The organism is Tenacibaculum singaporense, assembly GCF_003867015.1.
Lineage (GTDB): Bacteria > Bacteroidota > Bacteroidia > Flavobacteriales > Flavobacteriaceae > Polaribacter > Polaribacter singaporensis.
Genome location: NZ_CP032548.1, coordinates 1,607,988 through 1,629,155 on the forward strand (window position 1 = coordinate 1,607,988; position 21,168 = coordinate 1,629,155).

Below are 21,168 nucleotides of genomic sequence, written 5' to 3' on the forward strand. Positions count from 1 at the left end.
ATCACTACATTTATTGCTTAATCATTCTTAAATTATCATGAAAAAAAGACTTTTTTTAGCGCTATTCTTAACAATGTCAATTGCAGCATTTACTCAAAACACCTATATATTTTGCGGAAAATTAATTGATACAAAAAAAGGTAATATAAAAGAACAACAAACCATTATTGTAAAGGATAATAAGATTGTTGATGTGTTAAAAGGCTATGTGAACCCTGAAAATACTGATGATATAACGATAGATTTAAAAGATAAGGTGGTAATGCCTGGATTGATTGATATGCATGTGCATATTGAAAGCGAACATAGTCCAAAAACAAGATTGGAAAAATATATTTTGAATGATGCAGATAGAGCCTATAACTCTGTGAAATTTGCCGAAACTACTTTGTCAAATGGTTTTACCACGGTAAGAGATTTAGGAGGAACTGGAGTTAATATTTCTTTAGCTAAAGCAATTAAAGCAGGTAAAATTACAGGGCCTAGAGTATTTACCGCAGGAAAATCTTTAGCAACTACGGGTGGGCATGCAGACCCAACAAACGGAAGTAGAAGAGAACTTATAGGGAATCCGGGACCAAAAGAAGGAGTAGTAAATTCGGTAGAAGATGCTCGAAAAGCAGTACGTCAACGTTATAAAAATGGAGCAGATTGTATAAAAATTACTGCTACTGGAGGGGTATTGAGTGTAGCAAAGTCAGGAGATAATCCTCAATTTACTATTGAAGAGGTAAAAGCAATTTGTGAAACAGCAAAAGATTATGGAATGCATGTTGCGGCTCATGCTCATGGAGATGAGGGAATGCAACGAGCAATTATGGGAGGTGTTAAAACTATTGAACATGGAACATATATGAGTGATGCAACTATGGAGTTGATGAAAAAGTATGATGTGTATTTAGTGCCTACAATTACTGCAGGTAAAGAAGTGGAAGAGAAAGCAAAGGTAAAAGGTTTTTACCCTGAAATAGTGGTGCCTAAAGCATTGGCAGTAGGACCACAAATACAAGGAACGTTTGGTAGAGCGTATAAAAAAGGAGTAAAGATTGCATTTGGTACCGATGCAGGAGTATTCAAGCACGGAAAAAACGGGAAAGAATTTGGATATATGGTTGAAGCGGGAATGCCTGCTATGGAAGCAATTCAGTCTGCGACGATAACCAATGCCAAATTACTAAATATGGAAAAGGAGTTAGGGCAAGTAAAAAAAAGGTTTTTAGCTGATATTATTGCTGTAGATGAAGACCCGACCCAAAATATTCATACAATGGAAAAAGTAGTTTTTGTAATGAAGAATGGAAAAGTATTTAAAAAATAAATAATTTATAATAGTTAACAAAAGTTCTAATTATAAATAACTAAAACAAAAAAGGAATACATATGTATTCCTTTTTTACCCTGTATAGATTCCTCAATCTATTAGTATTGCCCCCCGACAAATATTTTTATGTATATTTCTATTAATTTTCTTCTAAAAAAAGAGCTATTCATTACGGTTAAGAAGAATAGCCCTCAACTAACCAAACTAATTAATCTATTTATTTTATTACTATGAATGAAACAAATACACTACAAATATATATTTACTTAGCTGTTTGTTTTATTATAATTCGACGAATGGATTGTTTTAATCGTTGAATGGAAGTGTTTTTATAGATAAGTGTTATTTGTTAAAAATCAACGTGTTGATATGCGCCAATATCAGGTGTAGAACTTCTAGAAATTCCTAAAATATCTTGAGAAACAGCGGAAGATTTCGCTTTGTTAATAGCATCGCTATTTTTACCAATGATAAACTCATTTTTAGCAACATCTTTAAAGTTAGGCTCTCCGTTTAAAATGTTATTTTGATAATGTTCAGTATCATTAAAATTCAATTCAGTATTATCGGTGAATGAATTATTAAGATCATTAAATTTTATTAAGCAATTTTCAACCGAGTAATTAAAGGTTGTACCATCAATTCTATCAAGAATAAATTCAGCGTTGTTGTTTCCTTCAATGATACAGTTTATAAAGTTAGCGGTAACCAAATCATTAGTCTCTGTAACTTCTTGGTTATCATTATTAAGATAAGTAATGTGGTTGTTGACTAAAACCGAAGGTAATTGACGAATACTATTGTTCCAAAAGTTAGCAAAAGTAGCATGTGTAAAACTATATTTTCCTCCAAAAGTACAAGCTAGTGCAGATTGTCCAGCACTACCTATTACTAAGTTTTCTCCTTCAATATGTGTGTTTCTACCTAAAACACCATAGTTTGAGCTGTTGTAAATCTCAGTATTTTTTATAGTTAGTGTGGGAGAGGAGATATCTTGTCCGTCAACGAGAAGTCCAACGGTTCCGTTTTTAATTTGAGCGTGATTCAACTCGTTATTATAACTTCCTTCACGTATCCAAATTACTCCCCATTGTCCTGGAATTTCACTAAACTGATGTTCTAATCGGTCTCCTTCAAAAATTACTTTTTCATTTAAAGTTCCATTTACTTTAAAGTTTGCATCTTTATCAATAATTAAGCCTGAGTTATTATGAAAGTGAATTTTAGCACCGGCTTCAACTGTTAGTGTTTTACTTGATGGTACAGCAGCGTAACCGTAAATAACATAAGGTTTTTCATTAGTAAAGGTTAGTTCTTCGTCAGTTAAAAAGCGGCCCTGAATTTCGGTTTCTTTACCATTAATAGTTAATGTTTCAATACCCGAACTGTTTTTAGAAGGAAAAATAAAATGAGCATCTTGTACTAATGTAACTAGATCTACATCTTGTTGGTTTTCTCCATTATCAAATAATATTTTATCAGTATATAAAGGGTTGGTAACCGTGTTAACATCTATAGTAGTTTCTATAAAAATATAAATACTATCATTCGCTAAAATATCGATGTTATTAAAATTATGACCAGCTAAACCATCTACATTTAATCGGTAATTTGAAGTATTTCCATTCTCTAGTTTAATCTCTGGAATAGTAATGGTTTTGTTACCCTTATTGTATACTTTTAAATTATAAGTAGCAGAACCAATATTACTAAAAATTGTGTCTAGAAACACTGTGTCTTTGGAAAATTGTAGCTTCCCATAACTAGGAACTGTATTGAAGTCTTTTCTACAAGACATTACAATAATAGATAAAATAAGTGCTAGTACGGGAAGGGTATTTTTCATGGTTTTAGGTAGTAGATTATTGCTTGATTAGTTCTATTTCAAATAATTTTCCCCAATGTTTTCCTGTAACAAATAAACGGTTGTTTTCAGCATCATATGCAATTCCGTTTAGTACATCGTCTTGAGGTTCTAGAGTTTGATCTTTTGCAACAATATCTCTTAGTCCATTTAAATTAGCTACACCTTCAACAACACCTGTTTCTGGGTTGATAATAACTATTGAGTTTTGTTGCCATTTATTTGCGTAAATTTTTCCGTTGATAAGCTCGATTTCATTTAAATTATCAACAGGGTATTTGTTTGTGTAAACTTGAATGCTTCTTTTTTCTTGTTGGTTATTTGCATCTAAAAACCAAACCTTATTGCTACCATCTGTTTTAATAAGTTCAGAATTGTTGTGTGTTAATCCCCATCCTTGATTACTATTTGTGTAGTTAAAGCTTCCTAGTTGTTTAAATGTTTCAAAATCGTATATAAAACCTTTACGTGCATGCCATGTTAACCAATAAATTTTATTGTTAAAAATAGTCATACCTTCTCCAAAGTATTTTTTGTCTAAATCAGTTTTTTGTAAAACTTTTCCGGTTTCTAACTCAACTTTTCTTAATGTAGATTCTCCGTTACGACCTGTACTTTCGTATAAGTAACCATTTTTGTATTCTAACCCTTGCGTATAGGCTCCTTTATCGTGCGGATAAATATTTACAATTTTATAAGAATATACAGCAGGAGCTTCTTTTGCTAGCACTTCAATAGAGTTGTTTAGTTTTTTTGATTTGTTAGGATAAAAAGCTAAAGCAGTAACGGCATGTTTCCCCACACCAAAATCAGCAGTGTTAACGGTAACACTAGTTTCGTTCGTGTTTACACGTTTGTTATTTACGTATAATTGTACAGAATCTATCTGTTCACCTTTCAATTGCTCAAACTTAATAGCAGCTTTTTTACCTAGTGTGGTTTTTTTGGTAGTATCTAATTTAAATTTGTAATTAGTTTCACTACAAGAGGTTACAAGTAAAGTAGTTAATCCCAAGGTTAAAAGTTTATAAAAACGCATATATAAAATGTTATTTTCTGTAGTTTATAAAGATGTTGTACAAATTAAAGCAAATTATTTGTTTGCAAATTAAAAAAAAGGGTTAAATTTGCACCCTCAAATAGCCATTGCAGGTTTTTGATATATGAAACAACTATAAAGCTTTACCAACTTTATAATTTTTTCAACAAAAATAAAAGATTTTAAATTTACAAGAGATGAAAAAAGGTATACATCCAGAAAATTATAGAATGGTAGCGTTTAAAGACATGTCTAACGGAGATGTTTTTTTAACACGTTCAACTGCTAATACAAAAGAAACTTTAGAGGTAGAAGGAGTTGAATATCCATTAATTAAATTAGAAATTTCAAGAACTTCACATCCTTTCTACACTGGTAAGTCTAAGTTAGTAGATACTGCAGGGCGTATTGATAAGTTCAAAAACAAGTACGCGAAATTCAAAAAGTAATTTCAAGTATTTTAAATATAAAAGAAAGCTCTGGCTATATGTCAGAGCTTTTTTTATGCTAAAATTGTATTTTTGCCAGAAAAATAAAAGAGATGAGAGATACCATTTTATCTGTTATTGTTGTAATTAATATTTTATGTGGTGTGTTGGTTTATTTCATGCCAGATATGGGAAATTATATTTTGTTAACTGTTGCTTCAGCAGTAACTTTATTAGCAATATATGACGCCTTTATTCAAAAAAAGCATTCGTTAATGCGTGCTTTTCCAGTAATTGCTCGTTTGCGTTGGGTGTTTGAAGAAGAACGAGAAAAAATTCAACAGTATTTTATAGAAGATGATTTAAGCGGGAAACCTATTAACCGTGAGAAAAGAAGTATTGTTTATCAGAGATCGAAAAAAGAAATAGAAACAGTTCCTTTCGGTACACAACACAATGTATATGCAAAAGGATATGAGTTTGTAAAACATTCATTATTTCCTAAAGATCATCATCATATTAATGGTGAAAGAGTACTTATAGGTTCAGATAAGTGTACACAAAAATATAATTCTTCTATAATCAATATTTCAGCAATGTCTTTTGGTTCGTTGAGTAAAAATGCAATTATGGCATTGAACCAAGGAGCTAAAATGGGAGGCTTTGCTCATAACACAGGTGAAGGAGGTGTTTCTCCTTATCATTTACAAGGAGGAGATTTAATTTTTCAGGTAGGTACTGGATATTTTGGAGCAGGGAAAAGTGTAAATGGGAAACGAGTTTTTGATGCAGAGGTTTTTAAGAAAAATGCTGTTAGAGAAGAGGTGAAGATGGTTGAAATAAAGCTTTCACAAGGAGCTAAACCAGGCCATGGTGGAATTCTTCCAGCAAAAAAGAACACGAAAGAAATTGCTGAAATTCGTTCTGTAGAGCCTTTTACACGAGTAGATTCACCACCGGCACACGATGCTTTTTCTAACTTTGATGAAATGGTAGCATTTATTCAACAAGTAAGAGAGCTGTCAGGAGGGAAGCCAATAGGAATTAAGTTTTGTGTTGGGGATAATGACGAAATTGAAGCGATGATTAAAGCTTTTGCGGATGCTAATAATTATCCTGATTACATAGCTGTTGATGGAGGAGAAGGAGGTACAGGTTCAGCACCTTTAGAGTTTTCAAACTACATTGGTACACCGTTGCTAGAAGGATTGTCTTTTGTGAATAAGATGTTGAAAAAATACGGATTAAAAGATCAAATAAAAATCATTGCAAGTGGTAAAGCTATTGACGCTTTTGATGTGATTAAATATTTAGCATTAGGGGCCGATGCGATTGGTATGGCTCGTAGCTTTATGTTAAGTTTAGGTTGTATTCAGGCACGTGAGTGTAATTTAGATACTTGTCCTGTGGGAGTGGCAACACAAGAGAAGGACTTAGTAAAGGCTTTGGTGGTTAAGTATAAGAATATGCGTGTAAAGAATTATCATAATAAGACAATTAGTGCTATTAAAGAAATGGTTGCAGCTATGGGAAAAGATTCAATTGAAGATGTAGAGGCAAAACACATTTTTAGAAGAAAAAGAACAGGAGAAATAACTTCGTTAGATGAAATTTACTACGCTAAAGAAAAGGTTTTAGTTAGTTAAATGAAGAAAGCTAGTTAAAATTGGATACTACAGTAAAAATAAATTCAAAAACATATCAATTACAACGTTACCCTAAGACTTTCGATAAAAGTTTACGAGCTTGGAGTAACGCTGAACTCTTAGTGTTAGATTATATAACTGATAAGAATGTAGAGAGTTTACACCTTTTTAATGACCGTTTTGGAGTGTGGAATTGTGCTTTACAGCATAAAAAAATTACTACTGTTTGGACGTATGCTAGTCAGCAAAAAGCAATTCGTCAAAATTTAAAATTGAATAACTTTTCTACGGAAGTTGATTTTAAAACTCCAATTGATGATCTACAGTATGTAGAAGTGGCTTTAATTAAAATTCCAAAGTCATTAGAGTTATTTGAGTTATTCTTACAACAAATCCATAAAGCTTCACATAAAGAAACAGTTGTTGTTTGCGGGTTTATGACTAAGTATTTTTCTCCTTCTTATATAAAGGTTGCTGAACAATATTTTGAAGAGGTTACTCAGTCAAAAGCTTGGAAAAAAGCACGTTTATTGATTTTAAAAGCTCCTAAAAAAGAAGTTCAAAAGAAAAAGCTAGTTAATACCATCCAGTGGAAAGGTAAAGTCTTACAGCAATATTACGGTGTGTTTTCTTCTGGAAGCATAGATATAGGAACGCAATTTTTCTTAGAAAATTTAGAAGTTAAAACAGAGGAGTTAAAAGTATTAGATGTAGCTTCAGGTAATGGAATAATAGCTTATGAAGTTGCTAATCAAAATCCACAAGCAGCAGTAACTTTATTAGATGATTTTAACTTAGCTATTGAGTCATCTAAAATTAACTTAGAAGGAAAAAAAGCAGAGTTTTTATGTGATGATACTCTAGAGAACATCAAAGAAAATTCTTTTGATTTGATCGTATCAAATCCACCTTTTCATTTTGAACATGAGAATAATATTGAAGTAGCACTCAACCTTTTTAAAGGAGTAGAAAATTGTTTGAAAAACGAAGGGAGATTTTTGTTAGTGGCTAATTCGCACTTAAATTATAGTACGCACCTAACAACGCTTTTTACTTCGGTAAGTGTGTTGCAACAAAATAAAAAGTTTCAAATAATAGAGTGTATAAAAAAACGCTAAGAAAATTCTTAGCGTTTTTTGTTAGATTTTGTAAACTTTAATACTACCAATAATATGATAAACCGAACATTAAATCAGTTGAGTTTATATTAAACTGAAATGAATCAGACTCCCTATCTGGAAAATTACTTTCATCTTGGTCTGTTTTAGAATAACCTAAGCTACCTATATTAGCTTCTAAGGCGATGTTTTTATTTAAAAAATAAGTAAGTCCAGGTCTTATCCCTACAAAATATTGGTTGGTGCTTCTTTCGTATGGAGTAGAATTAATATTGCTTGAATAATCAGAATAACTATAACTAAACTCTCCTTGTAACGAAATAGTTAATTTCTTTCCAAGTGGAAAGTGTTTTTTGATATAAGGAAAGATTTTATAGGAGTTACCTTTTCCAATTTCATTCCCAGATTCACTTTTTGAATATCCATATCCTACACCTAAACCTATAATTAAGTTGTCGTTAATAGTGTATCCTACCTTAGGAGAGAAGTTAAAGTTAAAATATTTAGAAGTTTCAGGAGAACCTTCAAATTCATTACTATTATGTCCTATGGAAAAATTGGCACTAGTATACCATGTACCTTTTTCAATAGTTAATTTTTCTTTTTTTTCTTGTCCATAAGCGAATGACAATGCAAATAGCATTGTACTTAATAATAATTTCTTCATAAATTAAATTTTCTTTTATAGCAATCAAAAGTACTTGTCTTAGATTAATATAAGGTTAGCTTAATGAAAAATCATAGGAAAATTCCTCTTCAATAATTTGTTCTGTACAATTTTTTAAATCATTTACAAATTCATCAATTTGAGTTTTTGTTACGTTAGGCATACAAATAACATGAGAAATGTTCCCTTCAGTAGCTAACTGCCATTTATCTTTAATACTTTGTGGAGTTTTTGGTAGTACAACAGTAATTGCATTAGGGTTTCTCCAAGCATTTACTCCAATTTTTTGTAATTCAGCTTCGCAATATTCAGCTACAGCTAAGCTATGTAGGTAACGTTGTCGTAAACCCTCAACACCTAATTGTTTTAAGGCGTACCACAAGAATAAAGGAGAATGCCCGTTACGTGAACCTGTTATAGTAGTATCAAAAGAACCAATGTAAGAAATTCCTTTAGCAATTCTGTCTCTGTTAGATCGTTTAGCCATTAACACACCAGTGGGTATTGGTGAACCAATAAATTTATGTCCACTAATAGATATACTATCTGCGCCATCCATAAAGTCAAAAGGAAGACGAGGTTGCATGAACGGTCCAAAAGAGCCAGCTAAAGCAGCATCACAATGAATATAATGGTCTTGGATAGCGAGGTTGCTTAAAATTCCTTTAATTCTACCTATATCGTCTTTTGCTTCTTTCATAGTGGTACCAAAAGTAGCCAATACAATTACTGGTTTATGACGGTTCATACGAACAGTATTTTCAAAATCTTCATAATCCATCTCACCATTTTCTTGCGATTTAATTACAATACTTGGGATGTTTAACAAATGGATATTCTTACGTACACTGTAATGAGTAGATTCAGAATAGTATACCATAGCCTTAGGAAATAATTCACGAGCAATGTATAAACCATACAGGTTACTCTCTGAACCACCGTTGGTAACATACCCCCAAAAATCTTTCGGATTTGCTCTAAATAGTTTTGCAAAAAATGCAATAACCTCACGTTCCATTTCATGAGTTCGTACACGATAAGTGCCTTGTTCGAAAGGATCACCAAGGTTGTTAATTGGATATTGAAAAAATTTATTTAATTCTGAATAATCGAAATCTTTTGATACAGGATATCCTAAAAAAGTATCGCGAGCAGAAGCTAGTTCTTCTTGTAATTTATCTAGTTTTTGTTGATTTTCTAATGATAATTTCCCTTCGTTAACCATAGTATTAAAATTTAAGCGGGCAAATGTAAACGAAGCAATATTATTTGTCAGCTATTAGTTTAATATTTAGATTATTTTTCTAATTTATTTTTTTTGGTAGATAAATAATCTGGTTAGGATTCTTTTTAAGTGTAAAAAGAGATATATTTTAAGAGTAATATTAAAGAAAATAAAAAAGCCCATCTAATTTAGATGAGCTTTTAAACTTTATAATTTAAATTTGATTAGACCTTATTTTGCGGCTTTATCAACCACAACACGATTCTCACGATTCGCAACTTCCCAAGCAGTATGGAAAACCAAACGAGCTCTATTTTCTAACATTTCGTAATTGATTTTGTCAGGAGTGTCAGTTGGTCTGTGATAGTCGGCATGTGTCCCATTAAAATAAAAAATAATAGGAATGTTGTGCTTAGCAAAATTATAGTGGTCAGAACGATAATAAAAACGATTAGGGTCGTTATCATCGTTGTATTTATAATCTAAATCGATGTTAGTATATTTTTTATTCATCGCTTCAGAAATGTTATGTAATTCAGTACTTAACTTATCAGAACCGATTAAGTATACATAATTTGGGTTTCCTTTATGGCGGTCATCAACTCTACCAATCATATCAATGTTCAAGTTGGTAACAGTATTGGCTAATGGGAAAATTGGGTTTTCAGTGTAATATTTAGATCCTAATAAACCTTTTTCTTCACCTGTAACGTGTAAAAATAAAATAGAACGTTTAGGGCCTTTACCAGCATCGGCAGCTTGTTTAAAAGCTTCAGCAATTTCTAAAATAGCTACAGTTCCTGATCCGTCATCATCAGCACCATTGTATATTTCTCCGTTTTTAACTCCTTCGTGATCTAAGTGAGCTGAAATAACCACTATTTCATCTGGTTTTTCCGTTCCTTTGATAAAAGCAACAACGTTTTCAGAATCTTTTAAAGTCATTCCTCTACGGTTGTTACTTAAGTATTCAGAAGGTACTTCTTGAAAGTAATCATCACCACCTAAAGGAGAAGCTATTCCTTGACTAACATAAAAATCTTTTAAGTATTTTACCGCTTTCTTTTGTCCAGGTTCACCAGTGTTTCTTCCTTCAAATTCATCTGAAGCATAGATAAATAGATGTTTTCCTAAATCTTTTGCAGTAATGGTTTTGGCATATTTTGCAGCTTGGTCTGTGGTTGCTTCATTATCAGTATTTGCAGTTTCCTTGCTTGAACCACACGCTACCAGTGCAATTGCACTAGCCATATAAAGTAATTTTTTCATCAATAATTAAGGTTTGTTTAGTTTGATTGGTTTCAAAAGTAACTAAATGTTACAATCGTTCAAATTTAATTTTTCTTAATAACGAATTGTTCTAATGTTTTGTTAAAACTTATTAATTCTTTTGGAAAAAGTTCATCAAAAGCATTTTTAGCAATTAATTCTTGTGAATTGCCAGTATATAGTTGTTTTTCAGAAAGTAATATAAATTCATCAGCTAATTGAATGGCTATATTTACTTCGTGAGTAGAAATAATAATAGTTTTTCCTGTGTTTTCTACAAGCTTTTTTAATAAAGAAAAGACCTTGAATGTATGATGTATATCTAAGTGAGCAGTAGGTTCATCTAAAATAATGATTTCGGTATCTTGAGCTAGTGCACGAGCAATAAGTACACGTTGTAGTTGACCATCGCTCAATTCATAAAATCGTTTGTCTTTTAAATGGGAGATTTCAGTTTGCTCAATTGCCCAGAGAATTTTTTTTAGATGTTCTTGAGTTAGTTTGTCAATCCAGTTAGTGTAAGGTTGACGTCCTAGAGCAACGAGTTCAAAAACCGTTAGCTGACTTAGCGGTAAACGTTCGGTTAATACTAAACTCAGCGTAGTAGATAATTCTTGATTAGTATAGGTTGAAAGTTCTTTATGATTGATTTTTACAGTTCCGTTCAAAGGTTTTTGAACCTTAGAAATGGTACGAAGTAATGTTGATTTTCCAATTCCATTTTTACCTAACAAAGCAACAAATTTTCCTTTTTCAATAGTTAAATCAATATCTGAAGCAATAAGTGTTTCTTGCTTTTTTGATTTATATCCTATTGAAAGATTTTCTGTTTGTAAGACGATATGTTTTTGTTGTTGCTTGATGTTTAATTGTTTAACTGTTTATAATCTTAGTTTTATACATATATTTTCTTCTTCCTAATTAATAGCCATATAACTACAGGTGCTCCAAATAATGATGTTATTGCGTTAATAGGTAAGGTGAATTCGCTTGTGGGTAATTGCGCTATACTGTCACAAATTAAAAGAATAATAGCTCCAATTAAAGCAACAGCAGGTAATAATACTTTATGGTTTGATGTAGAAAAAATCATTTTAGCAATATGTGGAACAGCTAGTCCAACAAAAGCAATAGGACCTGAAAACGCTGTAATTACTCCTGTAAGAATACTTGTGATTAGTAAAATAATGTTTCTACTTTTTTTGATGTTGATTCCTAAGCTTTTTGCATAATTCTCACCCAATAAAAAGCTGTTTAAAGGTTTTATAACAGAAAATGTTCCAAGAATTCCTACAAGGTAAATAATTCCAAAAACAGAAAGTTCAGCCCAAGTTAGATTCCCCAAACTTCCAAAGCTCCAAAATAAATATTGTTGTATTTGTTCAGCTTCACTAAAAAAAGCTAATACGCTAATAACTGCTGATGTTAATGAGCCAAACATTAATCCAATAATTAAAATAGACATCGTATTACGAACTCTATTTGCAGCTATAATAACTGCTGATAATACTAAGAAAGACCCAGCACTTGCAGCAATGGCCAATGCCCAGTTAGAGTAAATAGCTACAAGAAAAAATCCTCCAAAAACACTAGAGCCTAAAATGAGTAATGCTACACCAAGGCTTGCACCAGAAGATATTCCTAATACAAAAGGGCCTGCAAGTGGATTTCTGAATAATGTTTGCATTAATAAACCACTTATAGCTAATCCTGACCCTACTAACATTGCTGTAATCGCTTTTGGTAAACGGTAATTAATGATAATGGTTTCCCAACTATCTTTTGCAACAGGGTTGCCAAATAAGGAGTTGAAAATTTCTTTTAAAGGAATGGATACGGAACCTAAGCTAATGTTTAGTAGTAGAAAAATAATCAGTAAAACTGATAAAAGTAAAAAATGAACTGTGTATGTTTTTGATAAATTCAATTAACTAATTGATTTTAAAAAAACGACTAATTGTTGAATAGCTAATCCTCTATGACTTATTTTGTTTTTTTCTTCTGAAGTCATTTCTGCAAATGATTTGTTGTATCCTTCAGGCTGAAAAATGGGATCATATCCAAAACCTTGTTCACCTTGTTTAGATGTTAAAATAGTTCCTTTACAAACTCCATCAAATAAAAATTGCTTTCCATCTAAATTTAAACAAATAGAAGTTCTAAACTGAGCACTTCTATTGGTTTTATGATTCAATTCTGTTAATAGTTTTTGCATATTGTTTTTTGCATTAGCAGGTTCACCAGCATAGCGAGCAGAATATACTCCTGGTTCTCCATTTAAAGCTTCTACCTCTAAACCTGTATCGTCGGCAAAACAATTATATCCAAACTTTTCAGTAATATAATTTGCTTTAATTTTGGCGTTTCCTTCTAAAGTAGTTGCGGTTTCTTCAATATCATCAAAGCAATCGATGTCCTTCAAAGAAAGTAACTCAATAGAGTTAGGTAACATTTTTTGTACTTCAGCAAGTTTGTTTAGATTGTTAGTAGCAAAAACTAGTTTCATGTGTTGAAAATTAACAAAAGCAAATGTATTCAATTTTTATCATCTTTGCTTGTGTTTTTATTTTTATAAAAAAGGTATTCGTCTTGAAAGTCTTGTAAATAAAGAGGTATTGTGTGAAGGTAGGGTTAATAATTATTAAGTACCCTAAAAGGTTTATCGTAAAATTTTCTCCATTTTACGACCTTTAGCTAATTCATCTACAAGCTTGTCTAAATAACGAACTTGCTTCGTTAACGGAGTTTCGATTTCTTCTATTCGATAACCACAAATAACACCTGTAATCAAATGGGCATTTGGGTTTAAGTTGGCTTCTTTGAAGAAGGTTTCAAAAGTTACTTTTTGATCAATTAATTTGTTTAATTTTTGGTTGTTAAAACCGGTAAGCCATTCAATTACTTGGTGCAGCTCTTCTTTTGTTCTTCCTTTTTTCTCAACTTTCGTAACATAGTGTGGATAAACAGAAGCAAAGGTCATGTTTGCAATTCTTTCGTCGTGTTTTGGTGTTGTTTTCATCTTAAAACTGCATTCCTAATTTAAAGTTTAGCACTCTTCCAGTCATATAGTTAGGAATGCCGTATTGATTTTTACTGTAAGCATCACGCACCCATGTATTGGTATTGGAATTACGAATATCGAAAATATTAAAAAGTTCTATGCCGGCAGTTAGTTCTTTAAAGCTTCGTAAAAAGCCAGTTGTATGTTGTTTATTAGCATCAGCAAAAACATAAGAAATTCCGACATCGGCACGTTTATAATCGTTCAAACGATTTTGAAATTGATATACATCAGCGTAAGCAGGAGCTCCACCAGGTAACCCAGTGTTATAAACAAGGTTTAGATAAGCTTTTAAGTCAGGTAAGTTAGGTACATAATCTTGAAATAATACACCAAATTTTAACCGTTGATCAGTTGGTCGAGCAATATAACCTCTATTGTTAATATTTTCTTCGGTTTTTAAATAACCAAAGCTAACCCAACTGTCGTTACCAGGTACAAATTCTCCGTTTAAACGAACATCTAAACCGTAAGCATAGGCATTAGTAACATTGTCTGCGCGATAACGAATGCGGACATTATCAACAGAGTAAGCATTTACATCTGATAAATCTTTGTAATAGAGTTCAGTAACTAATTTAAAAGGGCGTTCCCATACGTTGAAACTATATTCATTCCCAGCAACTATGTGAATTGACCTTTGCGCTTTTACTTCAGGGTGTACTTGTCCGTCATAATCACGTAATTCCTTATAAAATGGAGGTTGTGAATACCATCCACCAGATATTCTAAATAGCATATCGCTCTCCCAATCAGGTTTAATAGCAAATTGTGCTCTAGGACTAAAGGTTGTTTGAGAAAAATTATTAGTAAAAGCTGTTTTTATAGACCAATAATGAGAACGAACTCCAATATTCATCCAAACTTGATGGTCATTCCACATTGCTTTTCTACTGAATTGTAAGAAACTAGTAATACGGTTAATGTCTGTTTCATTTTCTGCTCTCACATTTCTGTAAGGCTCAATAGGACCTGTAAAAGGTTCGTATGGTTGATTATTTCCGGTGTGGTGTGGTGGACGAACAGAAAAACCTAATGAATCTATCACTTCCCATTCACGAATACGGTCTTTAATATTTTCCTTTTGGTATTTAATACCAGCTTTCCATTCATTATTACCATCTTTTAAAGTAGCTTTTAGTTGAATATTGCTGATTAAAGCATCCAAGTCGTTACGTGCATGATTAATTTGTGAACCTATTCCTTGAGAAAATTCAACTTCACCAAAATCTTCAGAACCAATATTGCTATTTACTTCACCTATGGCGTAAGCGGCAGCAATATCAAAATATTCTTCTTCTTGTGTATTAAAAGAAGAAATAGTACCAGTAAGTTTTAGATTGTCGTTAACTTGATAATCAGCAGAGAATGCTCCAAATAAGGTTTGAAAACGATCTTTTTCTTGCCCTTGATAAAAAACAATTAACTCTAGCGGATTTGTTAAGGTTCCAAATCGGGTTTTACGAGTTAATGGTTTGTAATTGTAATTGTTGAGAGAGAAGTTTCCTAAGAAGTTTAATGTGAGTTTATTAGTGGCTTGGTAGCTTAAAAATGATTGAACATCTGTAAATTGGGGTCTAAAGTTAACTTCAGTCTGCTTATTATTTACAAATAAGCTATTATCACGATAACGAACACCAACAATTGCACTTAGCTTATTATTAGCAAAAGTATCTTCAATAGTAAAACTTCCTCCTAATAAACTCAAATCTAATTGTATACCAAAATTGGTTGGTTTTCGATAGGTAATATCCAAAACAGAAGATAGTTTATCTCCGTATTTTGCTTGAAATCCACCTGAAGAGAAATTAATATTCTGAATCATGTGCGGATTGGTAAAACTTAAGCCTTCTTGTTGACCAGAGCGGATTAAAAATGGACGATACACTTCAATTCCGTTAACATATACTAGGTTTTCATCAAAATTACCACCCCGAACATTGTATTGAGTGCTTAATTCGTTGTTGTTACTAACTCCAGGTAATGTCATTAGTATATTTTCAACACCAGCATTAGCACCAAGTATGTTTTTTACCTTTTTAGTTTTTATTTTGGTAATACCTTGTGCTTCTTTTTGTTGGTTTTTAACGATAACTTCTTCCAACTCTTCACTCTTAATTTGTAAAGTAGGGGAGAAATTAAAGCTTCTTTTTCCTCTAGAAGTGAATTTTTTCACCAAAGTTTTATAAGAAACGTGGGTAAATGTAACGGTAACTGTTTTACGAATAGGAATTGTAAATTGATACATTCCGTTAGCATCAGTAGTTGTTCCTTTAGATAAATAGGAAATCGTAACTCCTTCAATAGGTGTATTGAATTTATTGGTAATGATTCCTTTTACTGTAGCTGTTTTTTGTGCAAAAACTAGTGAAGGGAGCAGTAATAAAAGAATAAATTTTTTCAAGCTTGTTTAGTTTACTTTTCTGAAAAATGTTGCTGAAACTGTTTCAGTATTTCCCACATTATCAGAGACTACAAGTTTAAAAATATGTTTGCTACCTACCAACTTTTTATCATTAAAATCGTATGTAAGGATTCTTTTTTTATGGTTATACTCCATTAAAATCCATTCACCATCAATAGTAGCGCGGTAATTTTTAATACCGGTTTCTTTATCACTGATTTTAACTTTAAGAGTTTTGTTTTTAGAAATCCATTGGTTATTACTAAAATTATACAATTGAATTGTTGGTTTTTCAGTGTCAAAACGCAAGGCATAACTACCTAAAAGTTTAGTAGTGGTATATACTTTGTCTATTTTCTTTTTAGTAGATGTATATCTTGGATATCTAGGATTTGTAACATTAGCGATATATACATGTTGTTTTTGGTCTTCTGTTAAAAAAGAAGTCTCAAAAGTTAGTGTATAACGTTTGTCTAAAGGAATTGTAGGATCGTGAACCTTAGCAGTACCATTTTCAACCTTAAAATCAATAAAACAATCTTTATAAAAAGTGTTTTTAGGAAAAGCAACTGTTACATTTTTTTGATGAAATTTATTAAAGTTAGTTGCTATAATTTTATAGTTAGTAGTATCTTTTTCCTTAAATACTAAATTGCTTGCAGTTCCTCTAACTGGTATTCTTACTTTAGAAGTGTTGTGCTTAAAATCTTTGGCTATAATCTCAATATTGTAATTAGCTCCGTCTTCAATATGAACCTCTCCGTTATTTACCAAATCTTCATACAAGTTAAGTCTATTTGCTTTTACTTTATGTGTTCTTTGTACTCTGTTTTTATACTTTTTATAGTGTTTATAGTCTATTAACAGATTAATATATTTGCTTTCAGCAAAAGAAAAAGTTTCAACATCATGATAATATACGCGTTGACCATTTACTTTCATCTCTAAGCTATAAATTCCATTTTTATTCAAAGCACCATTTAATCGGTCAAATACACTAATGCCAAAACCAATAGTACCACTAGCGGTAATTTTTTCAGCTACATAATCACCATTACCGTTATTTTTGAAAGAAATAACAGATTCTAAAGCAGAATTATTAATCCTAGCATCGTCACTTAGTGGATATGCCATTAGCTTTTGAACAGTAGGAGTTTTATCATCCTTAGCCGTTAAGCCAAAATGCATTGGGTTTATAATATGTTCTGTTTGTGTATTCCTAATTTCATAATGTAAGTGTGGACCTCCAGAACTACCTGTGTCACCAGTATAACCAATAAGTTGCCCTTTTTTTACAGGAAATTTATCTGATTTGAGGAAAAGATTTCCAGTACTATATTTTTCTTTTTTATACTGGATGCTTTTTACATATCGTTGAATACTTGGCTCAAATCGTTTTAAATGGGCATATACAGTAGTATAACCATTAGGATGTGTTATATACAAAGCTTTTCCAAAACCATATTGCTGTACTTTTATACGAGAAACATAGCCATCTGCCGGTGCATAAATAGGAATACCTTCTTTCCCCTGGGTTTTAATATCTATTCCTGAGTGAAAATGATTACTTCGTAACTCTCCAAAAGTACCAGATAATATTATGGGTATTTTCAAAGGATTTGAAAAATAATTTCGTGGATATTTATTTTGTGCATTTCCACTAATAAAAAAGACTAATAAAATAAGAGAAAAATAAAATTTCAAAATGCAATAGTTTTAAAGCAAAACTAGTAAAAATCTGACAAAAACCTTAAGGGCTCAGAATCAGTGTTTTGGTAAAAAACACTAAAAGAGTTGCTAATTATAAGTTATATTAATAACTTTGTGAATATAGTTTTATTCTCTAAAATAAATGAGTAACCCTTTAAAAGCAATTCATTTACTGGAAGATAGGTTGAAGAACTTACTTTCGAACTATGAGTTTTTGAAAGAAGAAAATAAAGTTTTACTTCAAAATAACGCGGAGTTACAAGTTTTATTACAAGAAAAAGAGAAGCAATTAGAAGAACAGCAGAAACAGTTTAATTTGCTGAAAGTTGCGAAAACTATTGAGGGCAGTAACGAAAATACAAGAGAAACAAAACTCAAAATAAATGCTTTAGTTCGAGAGATTGATAAATGTATTACTCTTTTGAACACATAATATAAAGTTCTTTACATGGCAAAAATAAAAGTTAATGTGGTAATTGCTGGTAGAACGTATCCGTTGAGTGTAAATAGTACCGATGAAGAAGAGGGGTTACGTAAAGCAGCGAAAAGTATTAATGAATTAATTGCCAGTTATGAACAAAGTTATGCGGTAGCAGATAAGCAAGATGTTTTAGCAATGAGTGCTTTACAATTTGCATCAAAAGCGGAAATAGTATCGTTAAAAAATACTAAAGAAAAAGCCGAAGTATTGCAAAAGATAAATGAATTGACTAACTTGCTAGAAGATCATTTATAAAACGTTCTTTAAAATATATATTATTTAATATACTGCCTACATTAGTACATTGTTTGTTAAACTCAACGTTATTCAATTATAAAGGATGAGTCGTGGTTAGTAAAGCAAGCCGATTTTACCTCGGATCCTTGATCAATCAGTTAATCCTAAACTTGTTATTTTGGAGTTTTTTAAAACCCTATTAATGTAGGCTTTTTTTATACAATCAAATCAAAATTATGGAGGGAATATTATTTCCTGTTTTAGCAGGAATTATAGGTGTAGCAGTAGGTTTTTTTATTGCTAAAATGTTAGAAAAATCTAATGCAAATAAATTAATACAAGAAACAAAAAAGGAGGCTAATAGCATATTAAAAGAAGCTAAAGTAGAAGCTGAAGCAATAAAAAAGGATAAGATTTTACAAGCTAAGGAAAAGTTTATAGAGCTTAAATCTGAGCATGAAAAAGTAATCTTGTCACGAGAAAAGAAAGTTTCTGATGTAGAAAAAAGAATAAGAGATAAAGAAAGTCAAGTTTCATCAGAACTAGATAAAACCAAAAAACTTAATAAACAGTTAGAAAAGAAAGAAGCTGATTTTGATTATAAATTAGAATTTTTAGAAAAGAAAGAGTCAGAGTTAGAAAAAATGCACAAGCGTCATGTAGATATGCTTGAGCAAATATCTGGATTATCTGCAGATGAAGCTAAGACAGAATTGGTAGCATCATTAAAAGACGAAGCAAAATCTGATGCTATGTCTTTCATTCAAGATACTATTGAAGAGGCTAAAATGACAGCACAACAAGAAGCTCGTAAGGTAGTTTTAAACACTATACAAAGAGTAGGAGTAGAGCAAGCTGTAGAAAATTGTGTGTCAGTATTTAACTTAGAGTCGGATGACGTTAAAGGTAGAATTATTGGTAGAGAAGGACGAAACATCCGTGCTTTAGAATCTGCAACTGGAGTTGAGATTATTGTAGATGATACGCCTGAAGCAATTATTTTATCGTGTTTCGATCCTGTTCGTCGTGAAATTGCTCGTTTATCAATGCATAAATTAGTTACAGACGGAAGAATTCACCCAGCAAGAATTGAAGAGATTGTAAAGAAAACCGAAAAGCAAATAACTCAAGAGATTATTGAAGTAGGTAAACGTACTGTTATTGATTTAGGAATTCATGGTTTACATCCTGAATTGATTAAAACAGTAGGACGCATGAAGTATCGTTCTTCTTATGGTCAAAATTTATTACAACACTCACGTGAAGTAGCAAACCTTTGTGGTATTATGGCTGCTGAAATGGGATTAAATGCAAAAGCAGCTAAGCGTGCAGGTTTATTACACGATATAGGTAAAGTACCTGAAACAGAAAGCGAATTACCACACGCATTATTAGGAATGCAATGGGCAGAAAAATATGGAGAGAAACCAGATGTATGTAATGCAATTGGTGCTCACCATGATGAAATTGAAATGAAGAGTTTAATAGCTCCTATAGTACAAGTATGTGATGCAATTTCAGGAGCAAGACCTGGTGCACGTCGTCAAGTATTAGATTCTTATATTCAACGTTTAAAAGATTTAGAAGATATTGCCTTTGGATTTAATGGTGTACAAAAGGCTTATGCTATTCAAGCAGGGCGTGAATTAAGAGTTATGGTAGAAAGTGCTAAAGTAAACGATACTAAAGCTGCTGAATTATCATTTAATATTTCTCAAAAAATTCAGAATGATATGACTTATCCAGGACAGGTTAAGGTTACTGTAATTAGAGAAACAAGAGCAGTAAACGTAGCGAAGTAATTATTAAATTATAGAATAAAAAAATCCCTCATCAATTTTGATGAGGGATTTTTGTTTAATCATGGTTTCTTCTTGATTTACCTCTTTGTTCAGGCTTTCCTTTTCTGTATTTATTGTTGTACTTTTTGTTTTTGTAAGCCTTATGCTTACGTCTTTTTATAACTTTACTACGTTTTCCAATTTTTGCATTAGGTAATGCTCTGTAGTAATAAAAGTTATTGTCTTCTCTAAATTGACGATAGTTTCTTCCAAAGTCTTTTCTGTAAAAATAAACGTCATCATAATCAAAAACATCTCCTATGTTTATATCGATATTTACGTCAAACCCATCATTATCGTAGTAGTAATAATGATCATCATCATGATGGTGGTGTCCTGGTTTTACAAACCCTCTAAATCTTGGATTGCCCCATCTATCATATAAAATACGTAGGTTACCTACTTTAAATAAGTTTCCAAACTTATACCTCATAAATACGCTACCAATTCTTTTTACATTTCCTCTAGCATCGTAGTTAATGTATACATTTCCTACACTTCTAATACGGCCTCTTCTATCTCGTTTTATACGTACACCGTAGTCAGAATATCTATCGTAGTGGGTATTGAAATCGAAATCACCGTTTAAAAACACATGAAATTGGATTCCTCTTTCTACAAAGGTAACAGCTTCATTATAACGGTATGTAACCCCAATTTTGCTAGTTGATTTTTCAATGTTGTCGGCATTTACAGCTGTTAATGACATCATTGCTAATAATAAAAGTATCCCTGTTCTCATAATTGCTAATTTTAGGGTTATGCTTACTCTATATGCTTTTCGGCTTCCGCAGTTGTTATGTAATTTTCCAAAGAACGTGCCAAAAAATATTTTAAAGCTTTTTAAAAGTGATAAT

19 protein-coding genes and 1 other RNA gene are annotated in these 21,168 nt (G+C 31.7%); 8 read left to right on the top strand and 12 right to left on the bottom strand.

From position 1 onward, the window contains the following. Positions 1-37: 37 nt before the first annotated feature. Entirely contained in the window at positions 38-1,318 is a 1,281-nt protein-coding gene (locus D6T69_RS07165; protein ID WP_125067095.1) for a metal-dependent hydrolase family protein, read from the top strand. A gap of 352 nt (positions 1,319-1,670) precedes the next feature. Here D6T69_RS07165 and D6T69_RS07170 read toward each other — a convergent pair whose 3' ends face one another. Together D6T69_RS07170 and D6T69_RS07175 are read right to left on the bottom strand one after the other, a co-directional pair. Beyond that, entirely contained in the window at positions 1,671-3,167 is a 1,497-nt protein-coding gene (locus D6T69_RS07170) for a hypothetical protein (protein ID WP_125067096.1), read from the bottom strand. Positions 3,168-3,183: 16 nt separating this feature from the next. Then, on the bottom strand, positions 3,184-4,224 hold the full coding sequence (locus D6T69_RS07175; RefSeq protein ID WP_125067097.1) for a glutaminyl-peptide cyclotransferase: 1,041 nt from the start codon (positions 4,222-4,224) through the stop codon (positions 3,184-3,186). 197 nt (positions 4,225-4,421) lie between these two features. Between D6T69_RS07175 and D6T69_RS07180 the strand changes: the two genes are divergently transcribed. The 3 genes from D6T69_RS07180 to D6T69_RS07190 all read left to right on the top strand — a co-directional run bounded on the left by D6T69_RS07180 (position 4,422) and on the right by D6T69_RS07190 (position 7,416). Further along, complete coding sequence (locus D6T69_RS07180; RefSeq protein ID WP_047789607.1) at positions 4,422-4,673, top strand: type B 50S ribosomal protein L31; 252 nt, start codon at positions 4,422-4,424, stop codon at positions 4,671-4,673. 92 nt (positions 4,674-4,765) lie between these two features. Next, positions 4,766-6,298, top strand: coding sequence for an FMN-binding glutamate synthase family protein (locus tag D6T69_RS07185; RefSeq protein WP_125067098.1), 1,533 nt, complete (start codon positions 4,766-4,768; stop codon positions 6,296-6,298). Between the two features lie 20 nt (positions 6,299-6,318). Continuing rightward, positions 6,319-7,416 carry a methyltransferase gene (locus tag D6T69_RS07190; RefSeq protein ID WP_125067099.1) on the top strand — a complete coding sequence of 366 codons (1,098 nt, stop codon included), beginning with the start codon at positions 6,319-6,321 and terminating at the stop codon, positions 7,414-7,416. Between the two features lie 43 nt (positions 7,417-7,459). On the opposite strand, the gene D6T69_RS07195 is transcribed toward D6T69_RS07190, so the two are convergent. The 9 genes from D6T69_RS07195 to D6T69_RS07235 all read right to left on the bottom strand — a co-directional run bounded on the left by D6T69_RS07195 (position 7,460) and on the right by D6T69_RS07235 (position 17,746). Beyond that, the gene (locus tag D6T69_RS07195; protein WP_125067100.1) at positions 7,460-8,083 is read right to left on the bottom strand and encodes an outer membrane beta-barrel protein; all 624 of its coding nucleotides are present in this window, start codon (positions 8,081-8,083) and stop codon (positions 7,460-7,462) included. A 55-nt stretch (positions 8,084-8,138) separates the two neighbouring features. Further along, positions 8,139-9,308, bottom strand: coding sequence for a histidine decarboxylase (locus D6T69_RS07200; protein ID WP_125067101.1), 1,170 nt, complete (start codon positions 9,306-9,308; stop codon positions 8,139-8,141). A 231-nt stretch (positions 9,309-9,539) separates the two neighbouring features. Further along, complete coding sequence (locus D6T69_RS07205; protein WP_206197840.1) at positions 9,540-10,577, bottom strand: M28 family metallopeptidase; 1,038 nt, start codon at positions 10,575-10,577, stop codon at positions 9,540-9,542. Positions 10,578-10,642: 65 nt separating this feature from the next. Beyond that, on the bottom strand, positions 10,643-11,440 hold the full coding sequence (locus D6T69_RS07210) for an ABC transporter ATP-binding protein (RefSeq protein ID WP_125067103.1): 798 nt from the start codon (positions 11,438-11,440) through the stop codon (positions 10,643-10,645). A 32-nt stretch (positions 11,441-11,472) separates the two neighbouring features. Then, complete coding sequence (locus D6T69_RS07215) at positions 11,473-12,504, bottom strand: FecCD family ABC transporter permease (RefSeq protein ID WP_125067104.1); 1,032 nt, start codon at positions 12,502-12,504, stop codon at positions 11,473-11,475. Beyond that, positions 12,505-13,083 carry a non-canonical purine NTP diphosphatase gene (locus D6T69_RS07220; protein WP_125067105.1) on the bottom strand — a complete coding sequence of 193 codons (579 nt, stop codon included), beginning with the start codon at positions 13,081-13,083 and terminating at the stop codon, positions 12,505-12,507. 153 nt (positions 13,084-13,236) lie between these two features. Next, complete coding sequence (locus tag D6T69_RS07225; protein ID WP_125067106.1) at positions 13,237-13,596, bottom strand: DUF2200 domain-containing protein; 360 nt, start codon at positions 13,594-13,596, stop codon at positions 13,237-13,239. Position 13,597: 1 nt separating this feature from the next. Further along, positions 13,598-16,042: a carboxypeptidase-like regulatory domain-containing protein gene (locus D6T69_RS07230; RefSeq protein ID WP_125067107.1), complete on the bottom strand. Its 2,445-nt coding sequence runs from the start codon at positions 16,040-16,042 to the stop codon at positions 13,598-13,600. Positions 16,043-16,048: 6 nt separating this feature from the next. After that, positions 16,049-17,746 carry a M23 family metallopeptidase gene (locus D6T69_RS07235; protein WP_240628385.1) on the bottom strand — a complete coding sequence of 566 codons (1,698 nt, stop codon included), beginning with the start codon at positions 17,744-17,746 and terminating at the stop codon, positions 16,049-16,051. Positions 17,747-17,894: 148 nt separating this feature from the next. Between D6T69_RS07235 and D6T69_RS07240 the strand changes: the two genes are divergently transcribed. The 4 genes from D6T69_RS07240 (at position 17,895) to rny (ending at position 20,272) form a co-directional block, all read left to right on the top strand. Beyond that, complete coding sequence (locus D6T69_RS07240; protein WP_125067109.1) at positions 17,895-18,185, top strand: hypothetical protein; 291 nt, start codon at positions 17,895-17,897, stop codon at positions 18,183-18,185. Between the two features lie 15 nt (positions 18,186-18,200). Next, positions 18,201-18,488: a cell division protein ZapA gene (locus tag D6T69_RS07245; protein ID WP_125067110.1), complete on the top strand. Its 288-nt coding sequence runs from the start codon at positions 18,201-18,203 to the stop codon at positions 18,486-18,488. A gap of 60 nt (positions 18,489-18,548) precedes the next feature. Continuing rightward, a non-coding RNA gene (ssrS, locus tag D6T69_RS07250) (6S RNA) lies at positions 18,549-18,657 on the top strand. A gap of 49 nt (positions 18,658-18,706) precedes the next feature. Then, a complete protein-coding gene (rny, locus tag D6T69_RS07255) occupies positions 18,707-20,272 on the top strand; it encodes a ribonuclease Y (protein ID WP_125067111.1) in 1,566 nt (521 codons plus the stop codon). Positions 20,273-20,327: 55 nt separating this feature from the next. On the opposite strand, the gene D6T69_RS07260 is transcribed toward rny, so the two are convergent. Next, positions 20,328-21,053: a hypothetical protein gene (locus D6T69_RS07260; protein WP_125067112.1), complete on the bottom strand. Its 726-nt coding sequence runs from the start codon at positions 21,051-21,053 to the stop codon at positions 20,328-20,330. Positions 21,054-21,168 lie beyond the last annotated feature (115 nt).